Origin of the sequence: Allomuricauda sp. M10 (assembly GCF_020782875.1) — a bacterium.
Taxonomy (GTDB): domain Bacteria; phylum Bacteroidota; class Bacteroidia; order Flavobacteriales; family Flavobacteriaceae; genus Flagellimonas.
The window spans coordinates 103,735-128,493 of record NZ_JAJGBN010000002.1; the positions used below are offsets into that span (position 1 = coordinate 103,735).

17 protein-coding genes are annotated in these 24,759 nt (G+C 43.6%); 4 read left to right on the forward strand and 13 right to left on the reverse strand.

All coding sequences use genetic code 11. The features are described 5' to 3' along the window. Positions 1-143 precede the first annotated feature (143 nt). Positions 144-1,355, forward strand: coding sequence for an MFS transporter (locus tag LKX84_RS05640; protein WP_228236162.1), 1,212 nt, complete (start codon positions 144-146; stop codon positions 1,353-1,355). An 88-nt stretch (positions 1,356-1,443) separates the two neighbouring features. Beyond that, complete coding sequence (locus tag LKX84_RS05645) at positions 1,444-2,277, forward strand: family 16 glycosylhydrolase (protein WP_228236163.1); 834 nt, start codon at positions 1,444-1,446, stop codon at positions 2,275-2,277. On the opposite strand, the gene LKX84_RS05650 is transcribed toward LKX84_RS05645, so the two are convergent. The 6 genes from LKX84_RS05650 to LKX84_RS05675 all read right to left on the reverse strand — a co-directional run bounded on the left by LKX84_RS05650 (position 2,278) and on the right by LKX84_RS05675 (position 11,298). Next, on the reverse strand, positions 2,278-2,460 hold the full coding sequence (locus tag LKX84_RS05650; RefSeq protein ID WP_228236164.1) for a CPXCG motif-containing cysteine-rich protein: 183 nt from the start codon (positions 2,458-2,460) through the stop codon (positions 2,278-2,280). A gap of 5 nt (positions 2,461-2,465) precedes the next feature. Then, positions 2,466-3,791: a TolC family protein gene (locus tag LKX84_RS05655; protein WP_228236165.1), complete on the reverse strand. Its 1,326-nt coding sequence runs from the start codon at positions 3,789-3,791 to the stop codon at positions 2,466-2,468. Then, positions 3,791-7,084, reverse strand: coding sequence for an efflux RND transporter permease subunit (locus LKX84_RS05660; RefSeq protein ID WP_228236166.1), 3,294 nt, complete (start codon positions 7,082-7,084; stop codon positions 3,791-3,793). The genes LKX84_RS05655 and LKX84_RS05660 overlap by 1 nt, the downstream gene beginning before the upstream one ends. After that, complete coding sequence (locus LKX84_RS05665) at positions 7,081-8,205, reverse strand: efflux RND transporter periplasmic adaptor subunit (protein ID WP_228236167.1); 1,125 nt, start codon at positions 8,203-8,205, stop codon at positions 7,081-7,083. The genes LKX84_RS05660 and LKX84_RS05665 overlap by 4 nt, the downstream gene beginning before the upstream one ends. A 146-nt stretch (positions 8,206-8,351) precedes the next feature. After that, complete coding sequence (locus tag LKX84_RS05670) at positions 8,352-9,248, reverse strand: hypothetical protein (RefSeq protein ID WP_228236168.1); 897 nt, start codon at positions 9,246-9,248, stop codon at positions 8,352-8,354. A gap of 136 nt (positions 9,249-9,384) precedes the next feature. Beyond that, positions 9,385-11,298 carry an ABC-F family ATP-binding cassette domain-containing protein gene (locus LKX84_RS05675; protein WP_228236169.1) on the reverse strand — a complete coding sequence of 638 codons (1,914 nt, stop codon included), beginning with the start codon at positions 11,296-11,298 and terminating at the stop codon, positions 9,385-9,387. Between the two features lie 66 nt (positions 11,299-11,364). Here LKX84_RS05675 and LKX84_RS05680 point away from each other — a divergent pair, with 66 nt between their 5' ends. Then, a complete protein-coding gene (locus LKX84_RS05680) occupies positions 11,365-11,766 on the forward strand; it encodes a DUF983 domain-containing protein (protein ID WP_228236170.1) in 402 nt (133 codons plus the stop codon). Here the strand turns inward: LKX84_RS05680 and LKX84_RS05685 are convergent. The 7 genes from LKX84_RS05685 to topA form a co-directional block, all read right to left on the reverse strand. Then, positions 11,763-12,818 carry an NAD(P)/FAD-dependent oxidoreductase gene (locus LKX84_RS05685; protein WP_228236171.1) on the reverse strand — a complete coding sequence of 352 codons (1,056 nt, stop codon included), beginning with the start codon at positions 12,816-12,818 and terminating at the stop codon, positions 11,763-11,765. The two genes, LKX84_RS05680 and LKX84_RS05685, sit on opposite strands and share 4 nt — an antisense overlap. A 123-nt stretch (positions 12,819-12,941) precedes the next feature. Further along, positions 12,942-13,844: a gliding motility protein GldN gene (gldN, locus tag LKX84_RS05690; RefSeq protein ID WP_228236172.1), complete on the reverse strand. Its 903-nt coding sequence runs from the start codon at positions 13,842-13,844 to the stop codon at positions 12,942-12,944. A 26-nt stretch (positions 13,845-13,870) separates the two neighbouring features. Next, a complete protein-coding gene (gene gldM / locus LKX84_RS05695) occupies positions 13,871-15,451 on the reverse strand; it encodes a gliding motility protein GldM (protein WP_228236173.1) in 1,581 nt (526 codons plus the stop codon). A 64-nt stretch (positions 15,452-15,515) separates the two neighbouring features. Beyond that, positions 15,516-16,172, reverse strand: a complete 657-nt coding sequence (gene gldL / locus LKX84_RS05700) for a gliding motility protein GldL (protein ID WP_228236174.1) — start codon at positions 16,170-16,172, stop codon at positions 15,516-15,518. Positions 16,173-16,255: 83 nt separating this feature from the next. Continuing rightward, positions 16,256-17,632, reverse strand: a complete 1,377-nt coding sequence (gene gldK / locus LKX84_RS05705; protein ID WP_228236175.1) for a gliding motility lipoprotein GldK — start codon at positions 17,630-17,632, stop codon at positions 16,256-16,258. 121 nt (positions 17,633-17,753) lie between these two features. Beyond that, a complete protein-coding gene (locus LKX84_RS05710) occupies positions 17,754-18,911 on the reverse strand; it encodes a formimidoylglutamase (RefSeq protein WP_228236176.1) in 1,158 nt (385 codons plus the stop codon). Position 18,912: 1 nt separating this feature from the next. After that, positions 18,913-21,396, reverse strand: a complete 2,484-nt coding sequence (topA, locus tag LKX84_RS05715; RefSeq protein WP_228236177.1) for a type I DNA topoisomerase — start codon at positions 21,394-21,396, stop codon at positions 18,913-18,915. A 186-nt stretch (positions 21,397-21,582) separates the two neighbouring features. Between topA and LKX84_RS05720 the strand changes: the two genes are divergently transcribed. Then, positions 21,583-24,717: a WD40/YVTN/BNR-like repeat-containing protein gene (locus tag LKX84_RS05720; protein ID WP_228236178.1), complete on the forward strand. Its 3,135-nt coding sequence runs from the start codon at positions 21,583-21,585 to the stop codon at positions 24,715-24,717. Positions 24,718-24,759 lie beyond the last annotated feature (42 nt).

Sequence of the window (24,759 nt, forward strand, 5' to 3'; positions counted from 1 at the left end):
GGCCCTGTTTATACAAAACAGGGCTTTTTGTTTTTCTTCAGGGTAAACCCAAATAGATTATTGTAAATATGGTTGTAAGTAGATTGATGGTTACCTCGTACCTTTGCATTTTCGTTTCAACCTCAACCTTAAACCTAGCCAATTTGGACAACCACTCGAATACAACCAATAAAAAGGCATTACTGTCCTTAGCCATCGGAGGTTTTGGCATTGGCCTTACGGAATTTGTGATTATGGGAATTCTTCCCAACATTGCAGATTCCATGGGCATTTCCATCTCCAAAGCGGGGCATTTCATTGCCATATATGCTTTGGGTGTTGTGGTTGGAGGTCCATTCATGGCAAGGATTACCAGTAAACTTTCCCCTAAGAAAACCTTGTTGTTCCTCATGGTTTGGTTTACAGTTTTCAATACACTGTCTTCCTTTTCAGGGAACTATTGGACGATGATGTTATTCCGGTTTTTGTCGGGTATGCCCCATGGTGCCTTTTTTGGGATAGGAGCGGTTGTATCTGGATACTTGGCAAAAGCCGGTAAAGCTGCACAGGCCATGGCCATTATGTTTTCCGGGCTTACGGTGGCCAATATCATCGGGGTGCCCCTTGGCACCTATATCGGTCAGGAATGGCACTGGAGTTTTTCCTTTATGTTGGTGGGAGTAGCAGGTATTGCAACATTGGCCAGTCTATATTTTTGGATGCCCAAACAATCCTTGGAAGAAACAGATGCTTCCAACACCAATAGTGCTTCCGAAGGATTGAAAAGCAAAAAGCTTTGGGCTTTGATTGCCTTAACTACCATCGGTACAGGGGGATTTTTTGCTTGGTACAGTTATATTGCCCCATTGGTCATCAACATCACCAATTTATCCGAAGCTACTGTAGGTTACGTGATGATCGTAGCTGGTGTGGGCATGTTCGTAGGTAATTTTTTAGGCGCCAGAATGGTAGAACATTTTCCTCCGGTAAAATGTGTTGTGATCAGTCTCTTGAGCATGACTACTATTTTGTTGATCAACTCTTTTCTTGCCAGTAACACTATCGCCGTTTTTGTAATCAGCTTTATTGTGGGTATGATTACGTTCTCCGTGACAGCACCAATCCAGATTGCCATCATCAAAGCCGCCAAAGGAGCCGAGAAATTAGGTTCTTCCATGAACCAGAGCGCGTTTAATATGGGCAACGCCTCTGGAGCTTATTTTGGTGGACTTCCTATGGTCTTTGGACTTCCTGTCACCTATGCAAGTGTGGTGGGTGCTATTTTAGCCTGCATCGGGGCCGGAATCGGAATTGCCATTTTGTACGCCCAAAAAAGCATATCCAAGAAAAAAAGTAAGGAATCCGTTTGTGCCTAGTGGCCAAACTACAATGTATTAATTTGTTCAGGTTTCATCATAAATAGTATCTTTAAGTATAGGCAACCTTAATCCAATACATTTAGATTTGAGAACATCATTCCTTTGGACAAGCTTCCTTTTCTTGGGGCTTTTGTTCCCTTCCCAAAAATATACTGCAGACGTTTCCAATTTCACATTCAATACCTTGGTCTTTTCCGATGAATTTGATTATTCAGGTAGTCCGGATATCAAAAAATGGCATCATCAAATCATCCCACCCGAAAATGGCGGATGGTACAATGGTGAGCTGCAACATTACACGAACAGGATCAAAAACTCGGAAGTGAAAGATGGTTCCCTCTTCATTAGGGCTTACAAAGAGCCATATACTGTTGATGGTTCCACCAAATCCTATACCTCTGCCCGATTGAACGCCAAATTTGAGTTTACCTATGGTAAAGTAGAGGTGAGGGCCAAACTCCCAACGGAAGCCGGTACATGGCCTGCCATTTGGACTCTGGGAAAAAACGTGAACGAACCAGGCAATTATTTTGGCGACCAATTCGGAAAAGTGGGGTGGCCGTTATGTGGGGAAATTGATATTTTGGAACAAACAGGATGGAATAAGAATAGTACCATTTCCCATTTTCATTGGGGCGACCTGAATACCAAGGAATATAAAAATGAAGGAGGGACACTTTCCTTTCCAGAAACGGAAGACGGATTCCATATTTTTTCCATGGAATGGACCGAAAAAAGTATCAAAACCTTTGTGGATGGCAATTTGGTGCATGAATTGCCCAACGGGGATGATAAACCCTTCAACCATGGACATTATTTGATCCTTAACCTTGCCCTAGGCGGTAATTTGGGTGGTGAAGTCCCGGATTCTTTCACAGAGGCCACCTATGAAATCGATTATGTGAGGATTTATCAATAGCTATTGACCCAATTCCCTGGCTTCAAACCCTACCAACTCTTGGTCCTCAAAGGTTGCGGTTACCTCAATAGGGTTACAACAAACTTCACAATCTTCAACATAGGTTTGGTTGGAAACAGAGGTATCCAAAAGAAATGAAATCTCTTCCCAGCAATACGGACATTGAAAAAAGTGTTCGTACATCGCACCTAAAATTCCACATTGAGCAACTGGCCGCTCACCTGTAACATGAACAGTTCAGCCAGTTTTGCATTGTATTTGGCCTGACTCTTAGCAAGCTCGGCGTTCAACAAATTCAATTGTGCCTGTCTAAATTCAATGGAGGTTACCCTACCTAATTTATAACGTTCATCGGTACGGTTAAAGTTGTTTTGGTTGGTCTGAAGGTTTTTTTCCTGCACCTCCAACACATACAAGGCATTGGAATAACTATCCCAAGCATTGCGGATATCACGCTCCACTTCCAATTCAATCTGCTTTTTCGCCAATTCTTGGTTCGCAAAGTTGATCTTTGCATTCTTGATTCCGGTTATGGTGCTTCCTCCATCAAAAAGGTTCCAAGACAAATTGATGGACCCCGTAACCCCAGTAGAAGTCGTTTGCAAGGTAAAAGCTAAGGGGCTATTGTTGTTGGATTCGTTCCAGCCATAGGTGCCAGTAAGGCCAATGGTAGGCAAAAAACCGCTTCTGGCCACCTTGATGTTGTTATCACTGATATTAATGTCCTTTTCTACAATTTGAAGCCTTACATTGTTCATTTTAGCTTCATTGTACATGTTTTCCATTTGCAAACCAGGAATAAATTTCACGGTAGTATCGGCAACAAAAAGATTGGTAAGGTCCCTATTCAAGATTAAATTCAGGTCACGCATGGTATTACGCAACAATTGCCTTGAATTCAACAGGTTGATGCTATCCGTATTGATATCCACCTCGGCATTAAGTACATCTAACCCGGTATTCTGACCAAATTCAAATTGGTATTGGGCACGTTTTAATCTATCCTTGGAAATTTCCATGGCCTGCTCCAAGGTATGGGTGTTTTCGGTCAAACGGGCCACTTCATAATAGACGGAGAACAACTGAAGAATGGTATTTTCAATAGTTTGCCTAACCTGAAGTTCTGTTTGTTGCGAACGCTCCTGAAAACTTTTGTAATTGTAATGTCTGCCCAAACCATCGAACAAAATATAGTTAACGTTAACTGAAGCATTGTACCTACGGGTCTCCGCACCTTCCGCGGTACGGGTGTCACCATTCGCCAAAACCCCTTCAGAGTTCTGCTTGTCTATGCTACCACCGGCATTGGCAGTCACCGTTGGCAGATAGCCCGAGTTCAGGATATTGGCATTGTTATCCCCTATCAATTTGGCATTCTTGGCCACTTGAATGCTCAAGTTGTTCTCCAAGACCATATCGATGGCCTCTTCTTTGGAAAGTACTTGATCTTGCGCATGCACATAAAGACCAAAAATCAAAAATAAAAGTGCTGTGTAATTACGACTGTTCTTCATTATCGTGTGGTCTCTTCTTCTATTGAGGTTCCGTGTTCTTCTGCGTGGATTCCATCATGATCAATTCCATTGCTACTGGGCAAACTTTCCTTTATCAACAACTCTTCTTCATCCCGTTCCCTAATGGCGCGTTCTACCTCTTCCGGGGTTACTTTTTCCCCTGTCCACAATCTTTTTGCTACCACTTTTACACTGTTTCCAAAGGAAAGGAACAGTGGAAGCATAAGAAGGGTAAGGATAGTTGCAAATGCAATTCCGTACGCAATGGAAATGGCCATAGGCTTTAAAAACTGGGCCTGTCTACTTCTTTCCAAAAGAAGCGGCGCCAAACCTGCAATGGTGGTGGCCGATGTTAAAAAGATGGCCCTAAAACGGGAACGACCCGCTTCATACAGTGCCTCGTCGAATTTAAGACCATTTCTTAGGTTGATGTTAAACTTACCGATCAACACCAATCCATCGTTTACCATGATCCCAATCAAAGCGATGATACCCAACATGGACAATATGTTGATTGGGAAACCATGGATCCAATGGCCCCAAGCCACTGCCGTTAAACTGAAGGGCACTAAAAGTATCAACAATAAAGGTTGACTGATACTTCTAAAGGTGAAGGCGATGGTGATAAAAATAAGGAACAACACTATTGGCCCTACAAATCCTAACGAACCGAAAAGTTTGTTGGCTTCCCTGTTCTGTCCTTCATAGGATGGTGTTATGGAGGGATATTTGGAAACGATTTCGGGCATTACCTCACTCCTGATCCACGCCATGGCATCGGTACCACTCGTAGTCTCTGCATCGGTCAAATCAGAAGACACTTGAATTTCTCTTCTTCCATCCAAGTGGTTGATGGCCACATCCCCACGTTCAATGGTGTAATTGGCAATTTCGTTAAGGGGAATACGGTCTCCGTTGGGTGCCACAATGCGCATTTCATCCAAATCGGTGATAGAGGATCGGTTCTCACGATCATAGCGAACCCAAACCCGTATCTCATCCTGTCCGCGTTGGAACCGCTGTGCCTGGGTACCGAAGAAACCAGCCCTTACTTGGTTCATCACCGTTCTTAGATCCAATCCCAACAAATAGGCATTTTCTTTAAGCTGCAACCGTATTTCCTTGATACCAGCCGGATCGTTATCGGTAACATCCTTGAGGTTGGCATTGTTAAGCATGGCCTGTTTCAATTCGTCTTTGGCCGCTTTTAATTCTGCAATATTATTGCCCAATAGGGAAACAGAAACTGGGCTTCCCCCAAAATTTCCACCAGATCCATAGATCAAACTCTCCACACCGATTACGGGTCCCACGAGTTCCCTTAACCTACCGGTGACCATATCGGTTCGGATGTTGTCCGGACGCTCCTCTCCTGGCAATAGGTTGATTTCCAATCTTGCCGAAGATGATCCAGGACCCAAATTCTTGATCATGTTCACAAAGAGCTTTTTGTCCATTCCCTTCAGGTATTTCTCCGATAACTCATCATTTACGATATGGGCCTTTTCCTGAATCAAGCTTATGATGGAATCGGTAACCTTTTCATTGGTACCGTTCGGCATCCGAAGTTCTATGGAAATCTGGTCGCTGGCCACCATAGGAAAGAAGGCAGTACGTACAATCCCTCCGCCAATAGATCCAAAGGTGAGTACCAAGGCCATAAAGAATAGGGCAAACGTCAATATTTTATATTGAAGGGCAAATTTTAGTGCTGGGCCATACCATTTGTCGCGCATGTAGGCCATGATATTATCCCCTATTTTGTTGATGACACGCAGCTTGGCAAATACCTGGGCAATGCCGGTCTTGGGTTTATCATCCAGCTTGTGCAATGCCTTGGAATGTGCCAAGTGGGCAGGAAGAATAATCAATGCTTCTACTAAAGAAACCAAAAGCGTAAGAATAACGATTACGGAAACTTCCCCGAAAAACTCCCCTATACGGCTATCCAAGAACAAAAAGATGGAAAATGCCAGAACCGTGGTAATAATGGCCGAAAGAATGGGCGGTATCACCTCCATGGTCCCTTCAATGGCCGCCTGAACCGGAGGTTTACCATCTTCGTAATGCTGATAAATATTCTCGGCAATCACAATCCCATCATCCACCAAAATACCGATTACAATGATCATCCCGAACAAGGACAACACGTTGATGGTCACATCGAACATCGGCGCAAAGATGAACATGCCCAAAAACGCAATGGGAAGTCCGAATGCCACCCAAAAAGCCAACCTCGTGTTTAGAAAAAGGGATAAAAAGCCCAAAACCAAAAGCATCCCCACAATGGCGTTCTCGGTCAACAATTGGGTACGTTGGTTCAAGGTTACCGATCTATCATCAATAATTTGAAGCTGAACATTGGTGTATTTTTCGTTGAAGTCTTTGATATATTCCTTCACATTGTCTGAAGAACCCAACAAATCCTCCGTATTGGTACTGGTAATGGTAACGTTTACCGCTAATTCTCCATTAAAATAGGAAGCATTGGGCGTTTCGGAAAAGCGGTCACGGATGGTGGCCACATCTTTCAAACGTACAGTACGACCTTCACTATCGCCTCGTACCACAATGTTGGAAAGTTCATCCCCAAAATAGGAACGGTTGTTCGCGCGAATCAAATATTCCTCAGTATCGGTCTTGATGTTACCCCCTGTAACCAAAATATTGTGATTGGCCACTGCTTGCGACACTTCATTGAAGGAGAGATTGTAGGCCAAAAGCCTGTTCTCGTCTACGGCAATTTCAATTTCCTCATCCGGGTATCCATCAATCTGAATTTGGGAAATACCATCAATGGCCCTCAGGTCATTCTCAATTTGGCGTCCAATTTGTTTTAGGGTAGCCAGTGGAATATCCTTGCCGCTGATGGCAAAACTGATGGTGGGCCGAACGGCTTCCAATTTGGCCACGATCAAAGGTTCCATACCGGTTGGGAAGGTCGGTACACGGTCCACCGCATTTTTTACTTCCAAAAGCATGAAATCCACTTCCCTGCCCTTTTCTATTTCCACATTGATAGATCCACTGTTCTCCCGTGAGGTAGAGGTCACACGTTCAACCCCTTCCAACCCTTTAAGGTTGTCCTCGATCTTTAACACAATACCCTCCTCAATTTCTTGGGGAGATGCCCCAGGATAGGTAATGGTAATCAGTATATTTTTGGATTCAGATAGCGGAAAAAAGGAGGATTTTAAGGATAGCATCCCCACAATTCCGAACACGACGAACGCCAATATAAAAATATTGACGGCCATGTGGTACTTTATAAAATAGGAAATGACCTTTCTCACGGCTGGGCAGTTTTATTGTATACTTTCACCAACATGCCAGCATAGGCTCCGGACAAAGGCCTCGAAACGATTACCTCCCCATCGGGAACATTTTTAAGCACTACGGTCTTGTCCGTAAAATAAACAGGGTCCACGTACATCAAATCGAGGATGGAATCTTTCACCACAAATATTTGGTCGTTGTCCAATAGCAGGGAACGGTTAATTTCTATAGCGTTGGCTTCTTCCCTGGCCTCCAGACTGGCCTCCAGATATTGGCCTTCTTTCAGGTCTGCACCATCAACCTCAATAGCCACGGTAATGGTCTGAGAACCTTGGTCTACCCTTCCATTTACGCGTGTAACCTTGCCGGTATATGTATTGGTCTTGTCCAAGTTGTGGAGTTCCACTTCCTTACCCACTTTTAAGAAATCGCCATAGGTTTTACTCACAGAAACTTCCAGTTCGTATTCCCCAGTGCTAATGAACTCTCCCAGTTTTTGTCCTGATCGGATCAAGGTACCTTCGGTAACCAAGGCTTCCGTCAACACCCCACTAAAAGGAGCGGAAATAATATATTTTGATAGACGCTGCTCCAAATTTTTAACCGCGTAGTAGTTGGAAATAATTCCTCTTCCCGTAATGAAAAACTTCTCCTTTTCCGAACCCATTTCAGGTAAGGCAGGCGTAGTTTTTTCCATGTCAAAACTATTAAGGTAGGTTTGCCATTTGGGATAGATTTCAGGATAATCCAATCGTAAATCCGGCATAATGGAAGTAAGCAGATTGTACAAAGTACTTTTTGCCGACTGCACGGAAGCGTAATATTCATCAGCATCGATACGGATCAAGGTCTGCCCAGCGGCATATTCCTGGCCACTTCTGAAAAGTTTGCTACCTGGCCTAAATACCCCTTGCACTTCGGAATAAAGCTCTACCCTCTTTTTGGCCTTTAAGTTTCCATTGGCAGGAACCACCAGTGGGATTGTTTTGTTCTTAACGGTATCCACAAAAACGGTCTTTACTACTTTGGGGGACTGTGGCCTTCTATTTTCTTTGCTACCTGCTATAACGCCCGCAAAATATAGGGATGCCAAAATGAGGATGCCGCCTATCACGGCCGAAATGATGAGCTTTCGCATGAGTCACTTGAATTAGTCGTTGCAAAACTATTCGCTACATTCTTTGTAATGGTTAAAGAAATCTTAAAAAGCATCCTAAACCATTAAAACAAAAAAGGGGATACATGCCTGTATCCCCAAACCAAACAAACTAAAGTAATAACTAACTACTCATTATTTTCATTGTTTTCATCGTCCTCAAACTTGGTATCCGCCATTCGGGAGCGATCAAACTCTATACTGTTAAATCTAGGATTAAGGGATTTGTCATCGGCATCGAACACCAAAAATTGCTTGGCATCCATGGCCTTTAAGCCCGTGTAGGCATTGAATCGATTGTTTTGTATCTGCAAGATTTGAAGGCTTGCCAATTGTGAGAACTCCACAGGAATCTCACCACCCAATTGGTTATTGGCCAAAACCAGTTCCTTCAATTGACCCAATTTGCCTATTTCAGCCGGAATTTCCCCTTCCAAACCGTTCTCGAACAGACCCAAAGCTTCCAATTTGGAAAGGTTTCCTATAGATTTTGGGATGATGCCTTTCAAGTTATTACTTGATAGGTTCAGTTCCTTCAAGTTTTTGATGTTCCCAAACGTCTCCGGAATGGGGCCGCTTAAAAAATTGTTGAACATGGAAAAGACTTCCAAATTCTTCAATTGTCCTATTTCTTGTGGGATGGATCCTTTGATCCTGTTCATTTCCAAACGGAATTCCTTTAAACTTTCCAGCTTCACAATATCCTTGGGCAATACCCCGGTAATATTGTTAAAGGCCAAGTTTAAACGGGTCAGGTATTTTAACTTGCCCAGACTTTCTGGCAAGGTACCGTCCAAATTGTTCATGAAAAGGGTTATTCCTACAACATGTCCATCCTGTACCTCAACACCTTTCCATTTTTCAACAGGGGCCTCAAGGTTCCAAGTAACCTTCCATTGCTCTCCTTTGGTACTATTGTATAGGTCAACTAGAACATCCCTTTCCCTTTGGGAAACTTGTCCGTTTGCCATGGAGATGCCAACTGAGGCAGTCAACAAAAAGAAGAAAATGGCCAATCGTTTCATTTAATACTTATTTACCTGTACGGAATTTACCTACAAATTAATAAGAATATGAAAAACCTTACAAATTAAATCGGCGAACTGATAAAAATTTGTTGTGAAGCAGCCCTAATCTGTGGTCAACTTTCAAAAGTGTTTATTATCCTAGGATTTCCAGTTCATTGGAGATGCTTTCCCATTCCTTCATTTGGGTCTCCAATTCCTTCTTTTTTCCTTGATATTTATCAAAAAAACCGGTTTTGGCGATGGTAGTGTCGTAGTCCATTAACAATTGATGGTCAATGTCGGCAATTTCCTTTTCCAATTGTGAAATGCGCTTTTCAACACCGCTCAATCGGTTCTTCAAGGACTTTAACTTTTTCTGGGTATTATAGTCGTTTTCCTTTGTTTCAGATTGTTGCTTTTCTTCTACCTTTTTGTCACCTTTCTCAATTTTTCTGAAATCATCAACTTTTCTTTGCTCCAGATAAAAGTCGATATCACCTAAATATTCCTTGATGTTTCCATCCTTGAACTCGTAGACCCGGTCTGTAAGCCCTTGGAGAAAATCCCTGTCGTGGGAAACCAGAATCAAAGTTCCTTCAAAGTTTTGAAGGGCCTGTTTTAGTACATTTTTGGATTTGATGTCCAAGTGGTTGGTAGGCTCGTCCATCACGAGCACATTGAAGGGCTGCAACAGCATTTTGGCCAGTGCCAAACGGTTTCGTTCCCCTCCAGAAAGCACCTTTACATACTTTTCCACGTCATCACCACGGAACAAAAAGGACCCTAAAATATCACGGACCTTACTTCTGTTGCTTTCATTGGCCGCTTCCAACATGGTATCGAGAATGGTTTTGCTGCCATCCAGATATTCGGCCTGGTTTTGGGCGAAATATCCCAACTGTACATTGTGACCTGTTTTTAGATTGCCATGATAGTCCAACTCCCCGACCATGATCTTAGCTAGGGTAGTCTTCCCTTGACCGTTCTGTCCTACAAAAGCGGTCTTGCTTCCTCTTTCCACCAAAAGGTCTATTCCTTCCAATACCTTTTTTTGACCATAGCTCTTGGAAAGGTTTTCTACCTCGGCAACCACCTTACCTGGAGTTACGGACACGGGGAAACGAACGGTCATTACACTGTGATCTTCTTCATCTACCTCTATTCGTTCTATCTTGTCCAGTTTTTTGATGAGCGACTGCGCCATGGAGGCCTTACTGGCTTTGGCCCTGAACTTTTCAATCAAACGTTCGGTCTGTTGGATTTGCTTTTCTTGGTTCTTTTGTGCACTGAGCTGTTGTTCCTTGATCTCCTTCCTCAGTTCCAAAAACTTGGTGTAGGGTTTGCCGTAATCATAGATCCTACCTAATGATATTTCTATGGTACGGTTGGTTACGTTGTCCAAGAACATCCTATCGTGCGAAACAATTACAACAGCGCCGGAATAATTGTTCAAAAACTGCTCCAACCAAATGATGGATTCAATATCCAAGTGGTTGGTAGGCTCATCGAGCAACAGCACATCGTTACTTTGTAAGAGAAGTTTGGCCAGTTCAATACGCATACGCCATCCACCGGAAAAGGTATCCGTAAGTTTTTCAAAATCGGCTCTTTTAAAACCTAGTCCCAACAATACTTTCTCGGTATCTCCTTGGTAATTGTATCCCCCTAAAATTTCATATCGATGGGTCACATCCGTAAGGTCCACCATCAACTGGTGGTAGCCCTCGCTTTCATAATCGGTGCGTTCCGCCAAAGCTGTATTGATCTCGTCCAACTGTTTTTCAAGGGATTTGATCTCGGCAAAGGCTTGGTAGGATTCCTCCAAAACGGTTCGTCCCAGTTCAAAATCGATATCCTGCTTTAAGAAACCGATCTTGATGTCCTTTTCCATGGCAATGGTGCCTTCATCCGGACGCATTTCCTTGGACAATAACTTAAGCAAGGTAGATTTACCCGCTCCATTTTTACCGATCAGACCGACCCTATCACCGCCATTCAATCGAAATGCGATTTCTTCAAAAAGATATTCGCCCCCAAAGGCTACGGAAAGATTGTGAACATTTAGCATTTTATGTGACCTGAATTACATATCAAAACTCGCAGTATCTTTACTTTTGCGTAAAAATCGGTGCAAATGTTAAAAAAAGGAACCAAAATCTACAGCATTTTAACAGGAAGTTGTCCTAGGTGCCAAGAGGAGAGCATGTATCAGGCCTCTAATCCCTATGCGCTTTCCCAAATTTTTAAGATGCACGAACGTTGCTCCCACTGCGGATTAAAATATAAAATCGAGCCCTCTTTCTTTTATGGGGCCATGTATGTGAGCTATGCCGTAGGTATTGCGTTTGCTGTTGCCGCTTTTGTGATTACCTATCTTTTTATCGGTACTTCATTGAAGACTTCCTTTATTGCCATCGTATCTACTTTGGTGGTTTTTATGCCGGTGATCATTAGGTTGTCCCGTAACATTTGGATCAATTTCTTTATCAAGTATGATGCAAATGCCATAGAGCATCATCACCCTATAAAAGGTTAATTTTTATAGTATTTTTTGGTGAAGCGTTTGATATCGATATCGGGATCGAGTGTAGTCCCATTTTCGATGTGATCGAACAATTGTCGTGAGGCATAGGGAGCGATTAGTACGCCCCTGGATCCAAATCCGTTCAATACATACAGATTTTGATGTTCCGGATGTCTGCCCACCAAAGGTCTGCGATCTGCTACGGTAGGACGGATTCCTGCCACGTGATTTAAAATCTCAAAATCGCATTTTAAAAAGGTGGCCAATTTTTCCAAAAGTTCATTCTTGGATTCTTCCGTGGGAATATTGGTCTTATCCTGCCATTTGTAGGTGGCCCCGACCAAGTATTTATCCCCGCCCATGGGAATGGTGAATACAGAAGACTTGATTACATTATCCTCCTTAAAATCGGGCGCCGAGATGATCAACAACTCACCCTTGGTCCCGTTCAAAGGCAGGTACCCAAAATTGGGATCCCGTGTTAGGCCATAACCGCATGCAAAAACAATTTTTTTCGCCTTTGCACCTTGGTATTCCACATAATCATTGTAATGAACAAGGGAATTATATTCAAAAGAATTTCTATCGAGAATGCCTTTTTCTTTCAGATAGGACCCATAGGCATTTACCAACGCTGCAGTATCTATCCTGCCCGTATGGTTTACTTCGCCAAAACCGAATGCCGCCTCAATGGACGGGTTTTGGTTCTGAACCAAATCTGTGGACAGAAAATGGTCCAATCCGGGTCGGTCGGCCGCTTCGAACCAGATATTCTGTTCCTCTATGGAGGCAAATTTGCGCAATACCCGTAGGGGGTAATCCAATTTAACCCCCAATTTTTGCTCCAACCCTGCGTAAAAAGGTTTGGCCTGTTCCAGTTGCTCGTTGGCCTTCCAGGCCATGGTAAAACGTTTTAAAATAACGGGGTTGTACAACCCGCCCGCTACTTGGGAAGCTTGTTGCGAACTGTCAGCAATAACCTTGAAAGATTTTCCTTCCTTTTCCAACACCTCACAAAAAGAAATTCCGGCCAAGCCCAAACCTACTACTATATAATCCAGCATGGACCAAAATTAGCCATATACAGCCTTCTTATTGCCAGGGTCAATGAAGTTTTTGCAAAAAAAACGCCGCACAATTGTGCGGCGTAATTTGTATTGAATTGGAAATTTGTCTTTTGGACCGAATTAGTAGGCCCACATGTCCTGCTCCCTATCCCTGATGGATTCTTTTATCCTCTGGGCTTCAAGCAACTGGAACAATGCATTGTCAAAAATGTAATCATCAATTTTGCGATCTTCATGTACGTTTTCCTCTTTGTAGATCACTGCATTGAAACGTCTAGCGTTCAACAGCATATCAAAGGAAAGAGGTCTTGCAGAGTTCCTCTGGTTGTATACCTTGGCCTCATGCAGGATCTGCCTGGCCGCTGGGAACCATACCCAGAACAATTCAACTTTATTGGAATTTGGATCTACAGACTCATCGTCAATAAAATTCACGTCGGGAGCAACAGGTGCAATCCCCAACAATCGATATTTAAGCTCTCCCTGGCGCTTGTCGAAATACCAGATACCTTTTATGTGGTACTCTTCGATGTCCGCAGCGGTAAGATCCCTTTTGTTAATGAACTCTGGGGAAATTTGCTCACCGGCATTCAACTGTTCGTAACCTAGGTCCGTGGTATCGATTTTGCTCAAGGTAGCGGAAAGATCTTCCAGTTTCCTCTTCTCAGTGAAATAGGAATCGGTATAGATTTCCGTTAGCTTTCCATTTCTGATGTTCTTCATCAGAACATCGTACAAAGACCTTCTATCTGCTCCAATACCTATGGTATCGGTTGGATAGTACAACGGAAAGTTTACACGCTCGTCAAGATCGACAATTTCCCATATGGTTTTGGACCAAAGGATATCCCTATCATCCACATAACCATATTTTAGGGGTTCATCGGCGTCCTGCTCTATTTGAGCTTGGGTCTTCTTACCAATATCATCGGGCAACTTGGCATTCAAAATGTTTGCCTGACCCATCATTGATACGGGCAAAACGCCCAACAATCCGATTATTAATACATTTTTCCAATTCATGATCACTTGTATACTTTTATACTTTATTAGTTTGTAAGCTCAACCATTACCGGGGATACTTTTTTCAACTTGTAATCCCTGTTGTTGGTGATGTAAGCTTGGATATCAAAGATTTGAATTGCATCTCCCCTACCAGCTCTTCTAAGAACTGATTTGGCCTGATCATTCAATTTGTTTCCGCTAACCACTACAGTAGGTTGACCAGGAACTTTGAACTTGAACTCACTTACAGAAAGATTCAAATCGAAATCGAAGTCTTCCAACATAGCGCTTACTGTGGAAATCTCTAGGTTGTTCTTTGGCATCTTGATGCTACCAGCTTCACCACGTACGGTACCACTAGGTCTTGGAATATCCTTGATACGGAACTCAGATTTGGTGGAGATACCTTTACCGTCAGGCAAAGTACCGGAAGCAGTGATGGTTACTGTTCTACCTGTACCTGGGTTCATGATGTACTGGCTACCACTTCTTCTGGTCAAACCGGCAGCTGAAGCAGACACTTTGTTATCAGGAATACCAGGAATGGAGATTGTCATTGGGTTGGCAACACCACGGTAAACCACGTTCATCTTATCTGCAGAGATAACGGCTGCGTTAGGCATAGAGATGGTGGCAAAAGTGTTGTTCACTTCTACAGGTACCTCGTTTCCGTCCTGCATATAGGTCATGGTTCCTTTAATGGTGTGGTCACCTGGGGTACCGGCACTAATCAACATTTTGATACCACCAGCTTCCAATGCGTAATCGGTTCCTTCCTTCAATGGTCTACCATCCAAGGTCAATTCAGCTTTTACCGGAGTAGAAGTCTTATCAGTCTTGCTCACAATAATCTTACCATCGTATTTTTCACCGGAATAGTAAGCTGTTTTAGGAGCTTGTAGGGCACTGGCAAAGTTGGTCAAAGAAACCGCCTCTGTCAACTCACCTTCCAAAAGGGTCTTCAATACTTCTTGTTCAGTAGTCTTGATATCGGCTTGCAACTGGGTAAGTTTGGTCAAGGAGGCTACCAAAGGAAATCCTTCAAAGTGGTAGTTGATCCAATCTTGACGGGTACCATCCCTAGTTTCTACCTTACCGTCGTCTTTTTTACCATCATTGGTAGCAAAACGGGTCTTAACAGATGCCTTCAAAGATTCGAAACCTTCAGCTGGCAAAGTACTGATCACACCTTCACGGTAATCATTGATCTGCTTCATGAACTCTTTTCCTTCAGGAGCCAAGTTGTCTCCTTGCCAGAATTTTTGATCCAAGAAATCAGATTTGTCCATGACCACGTAATCTTTAGGATCTTCAAGATCCTGGGTCATTCCTTTTTTCAATCCTTCCAAATACGTATAGTACGTATCGGAAAGCTCTTTGATCTTCTGAGCATCTTGGTAAAGTTCACCGTATTCTTCAGCATTTTCTTCCGCTTTTGTGCCCAAGCTGGCCAAAAAGTCAGAGTTACTTGCGTCCATACTGGTGTTTGAAGTCTCCAGTTTTTCGTTCATTAGTCCGAAAGCTGCAAGAACTTCCTTGCTCATATTCAGGGCCAACATCGCGATGAAGATCAAGTACATAAGGTTGATCATCTTCTGACGTGGTGTTTGTTTTCCTCCTGCCATGTTTTAATTAGATTTTAAAAATTAATTTGATTTGGGGTTGTTTTCTGTTGATCAAAAACTCTAATTATTTTCTACCTCCCATGGCGGAAAGCATACCTCCATAAACTCCGTTCAAAGAAGAAAGGTTGGTGGCCAAAGATTCCATTTGATCTTTCAAGGCACCAGCGTTCTGTACTACTTCTTCGTTGATAGAAGCTTGACGGCTAGCGCTTTCCAATTGTACTTTGTACAAGCTGTTCAATGACTCCATTTGAGCGGCTGCATGAGACAACTCTTCAGAGTATTTTTTGGTGTGTTGGATAGCATCTGTGGTAGGCGCGATGTTTTTAGCGGCACCTTCAAAACTTTTGATGCTCTCACCCAAGCTAGAGAATAGATTGGCGTCGATGTTGGCTTCTTTAAGCAACTCGTCCAATTTTCTGGAAAGGATACCTTCAGCTTCTTTGGCGTCTTTGGCATCTTGCTTTTTGCTAGCGGTTTGCTGACCACCTGCCAACTCTGGATAAACCAAAGCCCAATCGTATTCGTCATCTACTGGTTCAAATGCACTGATAGCGAAGATCAATGCCTCGGTAATAAGTCCAACCGCAAGAAGTAGTCCACCTGTAAGGGGTCCAAACTCCCAGTGAAGGATCTTGAACAATGCACCAATAATTACTACCGATGCTCCAAGCCCGTAGGCCATGTTAAACAATTTTTTTGTTGATTTTGACTGTGCCATAATTCTAGTTTTAATTAAGTTATATAAATAAGTATTTGGTTACAAACTTTGATTTATATAGCGTTCTCTCGATAAATGTTGTTTTATAATCCTCCTCTTCCGTTGGTAGAGTCTTCCTCTCCCATGTAATCCTGTACCGTTCTAAAGCCGATGTAGCTCCTTGCAGAATCCTGGTACTCGTAATCCCTGGTGCTCACCTGTAGGAAGTATGCAACATCCTTCCAAGATCCACCTCTAATTACCTTTCTCTTGTTTTGGCCAGATCCCACGTTAGGGTTCATGGTTGAAAGGTATTCGTAGGCTCCCGAATCGAAACTGGAATTGGTCCATTCCGAAACGTTCCCTGCCATATTGTACAAATTGTAATCGTTAGGTTCAAATGATTTGGCCTCCACGGTGTACAAAGCAGCGTCTGCAGCATAGTCACCACGCTGTGGCTTAAAGTTGGCCATAAAGCAACCGGTATCGCTGATCACATATGGTCCACCCCAAGGGTAGGTTCCCCCTTCAATACCACCTCTGGCGGCATATTCCCACTCGGCCTCTGTTGGCAACCTGAACTGGTTCACGAACTGCTTGCCACGAGATTTTTGATCGTCATTCTTGAATTTGGTCCTCCAGTTACAGAACGCCTTGGCCTGCATCCAGTTTACACCCACAACAGGATAATCACTGTAGGCATCGTGCCAGAAGTAATCGTTGTGCATGGGTTCATTATAGGAATATTCAAAATCCTTGATCCAAACCGTGGTATCGGGATAAATCTCCAATTCCTCGTGTCTGATAAAATCTTTTCTTCCTCCGGTCTTTGCCCTGGCGGCAGCCTCAATGTCCATCCAGCTGTACTTGTACTTCAACTTGGTCACATCGATAGACCTAAGTCCATTATAGCTTTCTTCTTCAGGAAGATAGATGGAATCCATTACTTCGGAATAGTATTCATCCGGATATTCTGAAGTATCCCAGATCAAATCCACATCCTTATTCAACGCCCTACCTTCATAGCCTGTTTCACCAAGTCCGGCATAGTTGTCGAGCATATATTTGTCATAAGCGGACAATTCGGTTGTATCAGTATCCTTAAAAGAATATTCACCAATACCTTCATCTTCCGGTCCAATGCCAAGCTCGTCGGCCAAGATGGCCAATCTGGTCCTAACAATGGAATCCTTTACCCACTCCACAAACTGACGGTATTCGCTGTTGGTGATTTCCGTATCATCCATATAAAAGGAACGTACGGTAACCGTTCTTGTCGGAGCGTTCAATACTTTCGCCTGATCCTCCTCAGCCTTACCCATTACAAAGGCGCCGCGGGGAATCAGTTCCATCCCATAGGGTTTTTCTGGATGCCATTGTTTTCCACTGACCCCAACTAGTTCACCTTTTGACTTGGATTTGGAGCCACAACTGCTCAGCAAAAAAACAAGTGCTAGAGATGAAAAGAATAGCTTTCTCATACTTTAGGTTAAATTATCGATTCAAGATTTTAGACTGTGAAACACATTTTCATTATTCTCAAAACTGATTTTTGAATAAATTATTGTGCAAACACAAGCAATGCTCAAAATTTTAATTTGTTTAGTTAAAGCCTTTTCTGTAGGCTTTGAACCACCTTTCTGGGATAATTTGGTTGCAAGCATCCAAATAGTCCTCTTCGGTGCATGGTAATAACGCAACCGAATTTGTTTTAGTATGTTCTGCTAAAATTGATGGCACCTCTACCCACCAACGTTCCGTAACATGGCTTTTGAAAAATACCAGTTCCTCGGAGTCCGTGGGTACGGTGAATTTTGTGAAGTCTTCGCTCTTGGAGCTGGGCTGTTCCTTGATCCTGAAACTCAACCCTTCTATAAAATACCAAATGATCTGGGCGATCATCTGAAATGCCTGTGGTGAATTCTCCCCTTCGTAAATACCGAAAAGGGAAACCCTGTCACTAATACCCGCATACCGGGCTATGGCGCATATCTCCCTTCCCGTGAATCCGTTAGGTGAAAAGTTTTTGGACATGCCTATTTCCGCAGCTCGGATGGCCCTCAGATCCAAGCTTACAATATCGCTACTTCTCAGCACAGGTTCTGCCAGACCAATATTGTTAGCAATCTCACCCAATCGGTACGCATCAAAGAAAAGACGCTCCATAAGATCCATCTCTTCCTGCGCATTAAAATAGCTCTGATAACCAATGTTGGAGAAATTGAAAAGATTGTTGGGTTTATCGGTAATGATCTTGCTCATATAGGAGTGGGAAGAGATCAATTCCTCATCTTCACCAAAATCAAAACGGCTATCTATGGAAACCAAATTGACCATATCCTTGATCTTGTCAAAGGCACGATAGGTGGGATACGTTATATCCTGGGTAAGTCCGATCACCACCGGAATGATGTTTTCTTCCAAAAGTCCGGCCACGATTTCCTTTACCACAAAATAGGTATCCTCCACGGAATCACCTTCTTCCACATCCCCAATATCGATGATGGTGGAGTTCCAATTGCCCATCATGAGTTTGTACAATTGGATGCGGACTTCACTCAAATCGAGTTTCTCCGGTTTCTTTTCAAAAGCGTTCCTGGATTCCAATACACCAAAAATGGCAACATCTGCTTGGGCGAAGACGGGAAGGCCGTCCTTTTCGGTGTGCATGAAAATGTTTTTGCCCAATGCCTGTTGTGGCAACAATTCGGAATGTGCCAATACCTTGTCCGAAACAGGGATCAAAAAATCGAACGCCATATTATTTCTTAGCTTTTGTCGCGGCTTTTTTCTTTGGTGTCTTCTTATCAATTAGGGCCTTGGCTTCTTCCAGTGTCATCTTGGCGACATCCACATCTTTGGAAAGCTCCACTTTTACCCTACCTTTTATAATGGTATGTCTTCCCCATCTGGCCTTTTCGATCCTGATCTTTTCCTCTGGCCAATCTTGGACCACTTTTTCGGCTTCCTTAATTTTTTTATCCTCGATCAATTCGATCACATCGGCTTGTGACAAATGATCAAAGTCGTATTTCTTGTTCACATTGATGAACATTCCATCCCATTTGATGAACGGTCCGAACCTTCCCTTGCCTTTGGTCACTTCTTTTCCTTCATAAGTGGCAATGGGCGCATCGGCCTTTTCCTTCTCTTCGATCAACTCAATGGCGCGGGCCAAATCCACATCAAAGGCACTTTCACCTTGATCCAGGGAGATGAATTTTTTACCGAAACGTACATAAGGGCCATATCGACCCACGTTGGCCTCTACTTCCTCTCCTTTGTGCACACCCAGTTTTCGTGGCAATTGAAAAAGTTCCATGGCTTCCTCAAACGTGATGGTACCGATGGATTGATCGGGCAACAAACTGGCAAAAAGGGGCTTTTCCTCTTCTTCCGCAGTACCTATTTGTACCATAGGACCAAATCGGCCCAAACGAACGGACACCTGACGACCGGTTTTTGGATCTACGCCCAAAACACGTTCCCCGCTAGCGCGCTCGGCATTTTCTTCAACTTGCAACACATTGGGATGAAAATCCTTGTAAAAGTTTTTCATCATTTCCTGCCAATCCTCATCACCTGCGGCAATCTCATCAAAATCTTCCTCTACCTTGGCAGTAAAATTGTAATCGAGGATTTTGGTGAAATGATCCACCAAAAAGTCGTTCACGATCATTCCGATATCCGTAGGCACCAATTTGCCTTTGTCCGATCCTACCATTTCGGAGAGATTCTGTTCCGATACCTTTTCAGATTCCAAAACCAATTGAATGTACTTTCTTTCGGTACCTTCTATGGTTCCTTTTTCCACATATCCCCTGTTTTGGATAGTGGAAATGGTCGGCGCATAAGTAGATGGTCTACCGATACCCAGTTCTTCCAACTTCTTCACCAAAGAAGCCTCTGTGTAACGATAAGGCGGCCTGGTAAACCTTTCTGTTGCAGAAATGTATATGTTTTGAAGAGGCTCTCCCACTCGAAGAGCAGGCAACATCCCTTCTTGTTCTTCCAAAATATCCTCGTCGTCCGTACCTTCTAGATACACCTTTAAAAACCCATCAAATTTGACTACCTCACCATTCGCGATAAATTCTTCATTATGGGTGGTGGCTTTGATCTTTACATTGGTGCGTTCCAACTCGGCGTCGCTCATCTGCGAAGCAAGGGTCCGTTTCCAAATCAGTTCATAAAGCTTGGACTGGTCCCGCTCCAAGGAAGGGGACTGTAATTTCATATCGGTTGGGCGAATGGCCTCATGGGCCTCTTGGGCACCTTTGGTCTTGCCCGTAAAGTTCCGTACTTGGCTGTATTCTTCGCCATAACTTTCAACGATGGCATCCTTGGCCGCAGCTAGCGCTTCGTTGGAAAGGTTGACGCTATCCGTTCTCATATAGGTGATCAAACCTGCTTCGTAAAGACGTTGGGCCACCTGCATGGTGCGGCTCACCGAAAAATACAGCTTACGTGATGCTTCCTGTTGAAGGGTTGACGTAGTAAACGGCGGTGCAGGGGATTTTTTGGCCGGTTTTTTGGCCAGATCGGCAACAGCAAAATCAGCACCGATATTATTTTTCAAAAAAGCCTCGGCAGCAGCCTTGGTCGGGAAGGTATTGTTCAACTTTGCAGCGAACACACTGCCCCCATTTGTTTTGAATTCTGCTTTTATCCTGAACGAACCTTCGGGAGTGAATCCCTCAATTTCACGTTCACGTTCCACAATCAAACGTACGGCAACGGATTGTACCCTACCTGCCGAAAGTCCTGGTTTTACCTTTTTCCAAAGCACTGGTGACAATTCATAACCCACCAAACGGTCCAATACCCTTCGGGCCTGTTGTGCATTTACCAGATTGTAGTTGATGTCCCTCGGATTTTCAATGGCCTTTTGAATGGCAGATTTGGTAATGGAGTTAAAAACGATCCTTTTGGTCTTGCTTTTGTCCAACTTCAACTCTTCCGCCAAGTGCCAAGAAATGGCCTCTCCCTCGCGGTCCTCATCACTTGCGAGCCAAATAACTTCCGCTTTTTGTGCAAGGTCCTTGAGTTTTTTCACCAAGGTCTTTTTCTCTTTGTCTACGGTATATTTTGGCTTGAAATCGTTCTCAACATCTACACCCAATTCTTTTGAAGGAAGGTCGACGATATGTCCGAAACTAGACTCAACTTGATAATCTTTTCCCAGAAATCGCTCTATGGTCTTTGCCTTTGCAGGGGACTCTACAATAACTAAATTCTTTGGCATGCACAGGGTTTTGTGGTAACAAAAGTATATTAAAATTTAAACTTTAAGATTTGAATGCTTTGATTTTGATACAAATCACCTAAAATCTTCATCAAAATTGAAAACCGACAATTATAAGTATGGGATTAAAATTGCAGTTGAATTAATTAGTATTTTTAAGGCTATAACTAGCTAAACCTCTTTAAAATGAACCATCGTTACTTGATCTTGGCGCTTGCCATGGTCTGTTGGCATCCAACCTTTGCACAAAAAAAATCGAACAAAAATACTCTAACCTATGACCAATCCCTCTACAGCGGAATGGAGTGGCGTATGGTGGGTCCGCACAGGGGTGGACGTGCAGGAACCGTAACCGGAGTTCCCAGCGACCCCAACCTATATTATATGGGTACTGCCGGTGGTGGCGTTTGGAAATCTACTGATGCAGGAAATTCTTGGGAGTGCATTTCCGATGGATATTTTGGTGGTTCCATTGGAGCGGTCGCTGTTTCGGAATCCGATCCCAACATTATGTATGTAGGTGAAGGGGAACAAACCCTTCGCGGTAACGTTTCCTCAGGGAAAGGACTATGGAAAAGTATGGATGCCGGGGAAACTTGGCAGTTTATTGGTTTGGAAGATTCCGAACATATTGCCCGTATTCGTATCCACCCAAAAAACCCGGATATTGTTTATGTAGCGGCCATTGGTAATTTATGGAAACCCAACAAGACTCGCGGCGTTTATCGTTCCATGGACGGCGGAAAAAACTGGGAAAAAGTGCTATACATCAGCGATAAGGCCGGCGCCGGAGATTTGATCATGGATCCCAACAACAGCCGTATCCTGTATGCGGCCACTTGGGAAATGAAACGAAACGGGTACCGCATGGACAGTGGCGGACCAGATAGTAAAATGTTCAAAAGTACCGATGGGGGTGATACTTGGACCGATATTTCTGAACATTCAGGCTTACCTGGATTTCCTTGGGGCATTGTGGGCATAGCAGTTTCTCCCTTGGATTCTGATCGGGTTTGGGCCATTATCGAAGCTAAGGACGGTGGGGTTTTCCGTTCGGATGATGCTGGGAAAACATGGAAAAAAATCAATGAAGACCGCGCCCTTCGTCAAAGGGCCTGGTATTACAGCAGAATTTATGCCGACACCCAAAATATTGACAAGGTCTGGATCATGAATGTCAGTTATGGAGTTTCTACGGATGACGGCAAGACCTTCACACTAAAAAATGCGCCCCATGGTGATCACCACGACCTTTGGATAGACCCCAACAACAACCAGCGCATGATCATAGCCGATGACGGTGGCGCTCAGATATCGAATGATGGCGGTAACAACTGGACCACCTATTACAACCAACCAACGGCCCAATTTTATAGGATTGCCACGGATAGTATATTCCCGTACCGTATTTATGGTGCCCAACAGGACAATACCGCGCTCCGAATTTCCCATCGTACATCAGAAAATGCCATTACGGAAGCGGATTGGGAACCCACCGCCGGCGGGGAAAGCGCGCATTTGGCCCCTGACCCTAAAAACAATCAACTGGTATATGGCGGAACCTATAAAGGATACATGAACCGATTGGACCATACCACGGGGCAGACCATTTCTACCAATGTGTGGCCGGACAACCCTGCAGGTTCCGGAGCGGAAATCATGAAATACCGTTTTAACTGGAACTATCCGGTTACCTTTAGTAGGCATGATTCCAATGTACTTTATGCGGGATCCAATTACCTTCATGCCACCACCGATGGCGGTCAGTCCTGGAAAACGATTTCCCCTGACCTTTCAAGAAGTCTCCCAGAAACCATCATGTCGTCCGGTGGACCCATCACCCAAGACAATACAGGGGCAGAGTTTTATTCCAACGTTTTTGTGATCAGCGAATCCATTCTGGAAAAAGGAGTCATATGGACCGGAAGTGATGACGGACTCATCCATGTAACACGGGATAATGGGGTAACTTGGGAAAATGTGACGCCTCCAGCTGCCATGTCCCCAAAATTGAATATGATCAACTGCATCGACCCAAGTCCATTTAAAAAAGGAACCGTGTATGTTGCGGCTTCTGCCTATAAGTTTGGGGATTACACTCCTTATTTATACAAGACCGACGACTATGGAAAAACTTGGAAAACGATCACCAATGGCATCACCGATAATTATTACACTAGGGCCATCCGGTCAGACAAGACAAGAGAAGGATTGCTTTATGCCGGTACCGAATGGGGCATGTTCGTTTCTTTTGATAATGGGGAATCTTGGGTGCCTTTTCAGTTGAATTTGCCCATAACCTCTATCAGGGACCTTCATTTAAGGGACAATGATCTTATTGCCGCCACACATGGTAGAAGTTTTTGGATGATCGATGACCTTACCCCTTTGCACCAACTTTCGGACGAGGTCAAGAACAGTGCTTTTTATCTGTACAAGCCCGATATGGCCTACCGAATGCATCAAGATGGGGGCTGGCAGGAGCCCGATACCAAATTAGTGGGCGAAAACCATCCCAATGGTGCTATTATCAATTTCTACTTGAAGGATTTGAAGGAAGGCGACAAGGTCTCTTTGGATATTTTGGAAATGGACGGAACACTCATCCGAAGCTATGCCAACACCGCATCACCGGATAGGATGAAACCATCGTCCATCCAAAAATTAGAGGTGAAAAAAGGGGGGAACCGAATGGTTTGGAACATGCGATACCCCGGTTATGAAGAATTCAAGGGGATGATCTTTTATTCGTCTCCCAATGTGGGCCCAAAGGTGGTGCCAGGTAGTTACAAAGTTCGCCTGACCTATAATGGGACCACCATGGAACAGACTTTTTCCATTGAAAAAGATCCCCGCATTCCGTTGACCCAAGATGATTTTCAACAGCAATTTGATTTTTTGATGAAAGTCCGCGACCAAGTTACCCGAGCAAACAAGGCCATTATCAACATTCGAGACATCAAGAAGGATTTGACCTATCTCAAGGAAAAAACAACGGATAATGCCGAGATCAAAAATTTGGTGGACACATTTGAATCAGAGCTTTCTGTTATCGAGAACAAGATCCATATGACCAAAAATCAAAGTAGCCAGGATCCTTTGAACTTTGGAATCCGGATTAATAACAGACTAGCTTTCCTTTTGGCAGACTCACAACGTGGAGATCAACGCCCTACCAAACAAGCCCAGGAATTTTTTGGGGAAGTCACCAAGGAACTTGATGTTCAGATTAATGAATTAAATGCTTTGGTCAAAAAACAAGCCACGGCCATTAATGAAAAAGTGGAGGAAAACCACATCAAAATGATATCCATGGAATAACCTAAACCATGCCGATAATAAAAAAACGCCCTTTAAAAGGGC

What these genes read in the sequence shown, in the direction of transcription:
- LKX84_RS05650 (WP_228236164.1), bottom strand. Translation starts at nt 2,460, where the DNA reads ATGTACGAACACTTTTTTCAATGTCCGTATTGCTGGGAAGAGATTTCA.
- LKX84_RS05655 (WP_228236165.1), bottom strand. Translation starts at nt 3,791, where the DNA reads ATGAAGAACAGTCGTAATTACACAGCACTTTTATTTTTGATTTTTGGT.
- LKX84_RS05665 (WP_228236167.1), bottom strand. Translation starts at nt 8,205, where the DNA reads ATGCGAAAGCTCATCATTTCGGCCGTGATAGGCGGCATCCTCATTTTG.
- LKX84_RS05670 (WP_228236168.1), bottom strand. Translation starts at nt 9,248, where the DNA reads ATGAAACGATTGGCCATTTTCTTCTTTTTGTTGACTGCCTCAGTTGGC.
- LKX84_RS05675 (WP_228236169.1), bottom strand. Translation starts at nt 11,298, where the DNA reads ATGCTAAATGTTCACAATCTTTCCGTAGCCTTTGGGGGCGAATATCTT.
- LKX84_RS05680 (WP_228236170.1), top strand. Translation starts at nt 11,365, where the DNA reads ATGTTAAAAAAAGGAACCAAAATCTACAGCATTTTAACAGGAAGTTGT.
- LKX84_RS05685 (WP_228236171.1), bottom strand. Translation starts at nt 12,818, where the DNA reads ATGCTGGATTATATAGTAGTAGGTTTGGGCTTGGCCGGAATTTCTTTT.
- gldN (WP_228236172.1), bottom strand. Translation starts at nt 13,844, where the DNA reads ATGAATTGGAAAAATGTATTAATAATCGGATTGTTGGGCGTTTTGCCC.
- gldM (WP_228236173.1), bottom strand. Translation starts at nt 15,451, where the DNA reads ATGGCAGGAGGAAAACAAACACCACGTCAGAAGATGATCAACCTTATG.
- gldL (WP_228236174.1), bottom strand. Translation starts at nt 16,172, where the DNA reads ATGGCACAGTCAAAATCAACAAAAAAATTGTTTAACATGGCCTACGGG.
- gldK (WP_228236175.1), bottom strand. Translation starts at nt 17,632, where the DNA reads ATGAGAAAGCTATTCTTTTCATCTCTAGCACTTGTTTTTTTGCTGAGC.
- LKX84_RS05710 (WP_228236176.1), bottom strand. Translation starts at nt 18,911, where the DNA reads ATGGCGTTCGATTTTTTGATCCCTGTTTCGGACAAGGTATTGGCACAT.
- topA (WP_228236177.1), bottom strand. Translation starts at nt 21,396, where the DNA reads ATGCCAAAGAATTTAGTTATTGTAGAGTCCCCTGCAAAGGCAAAGACC.
- LKX84_RS05720 (WP_228236178.1), top strand. Translation starts at nt 21,583, where the DNA reads ATGAACCATCGTTACTTGATCTTGGCGCTTGCCATGGTCTGTTGGCAT.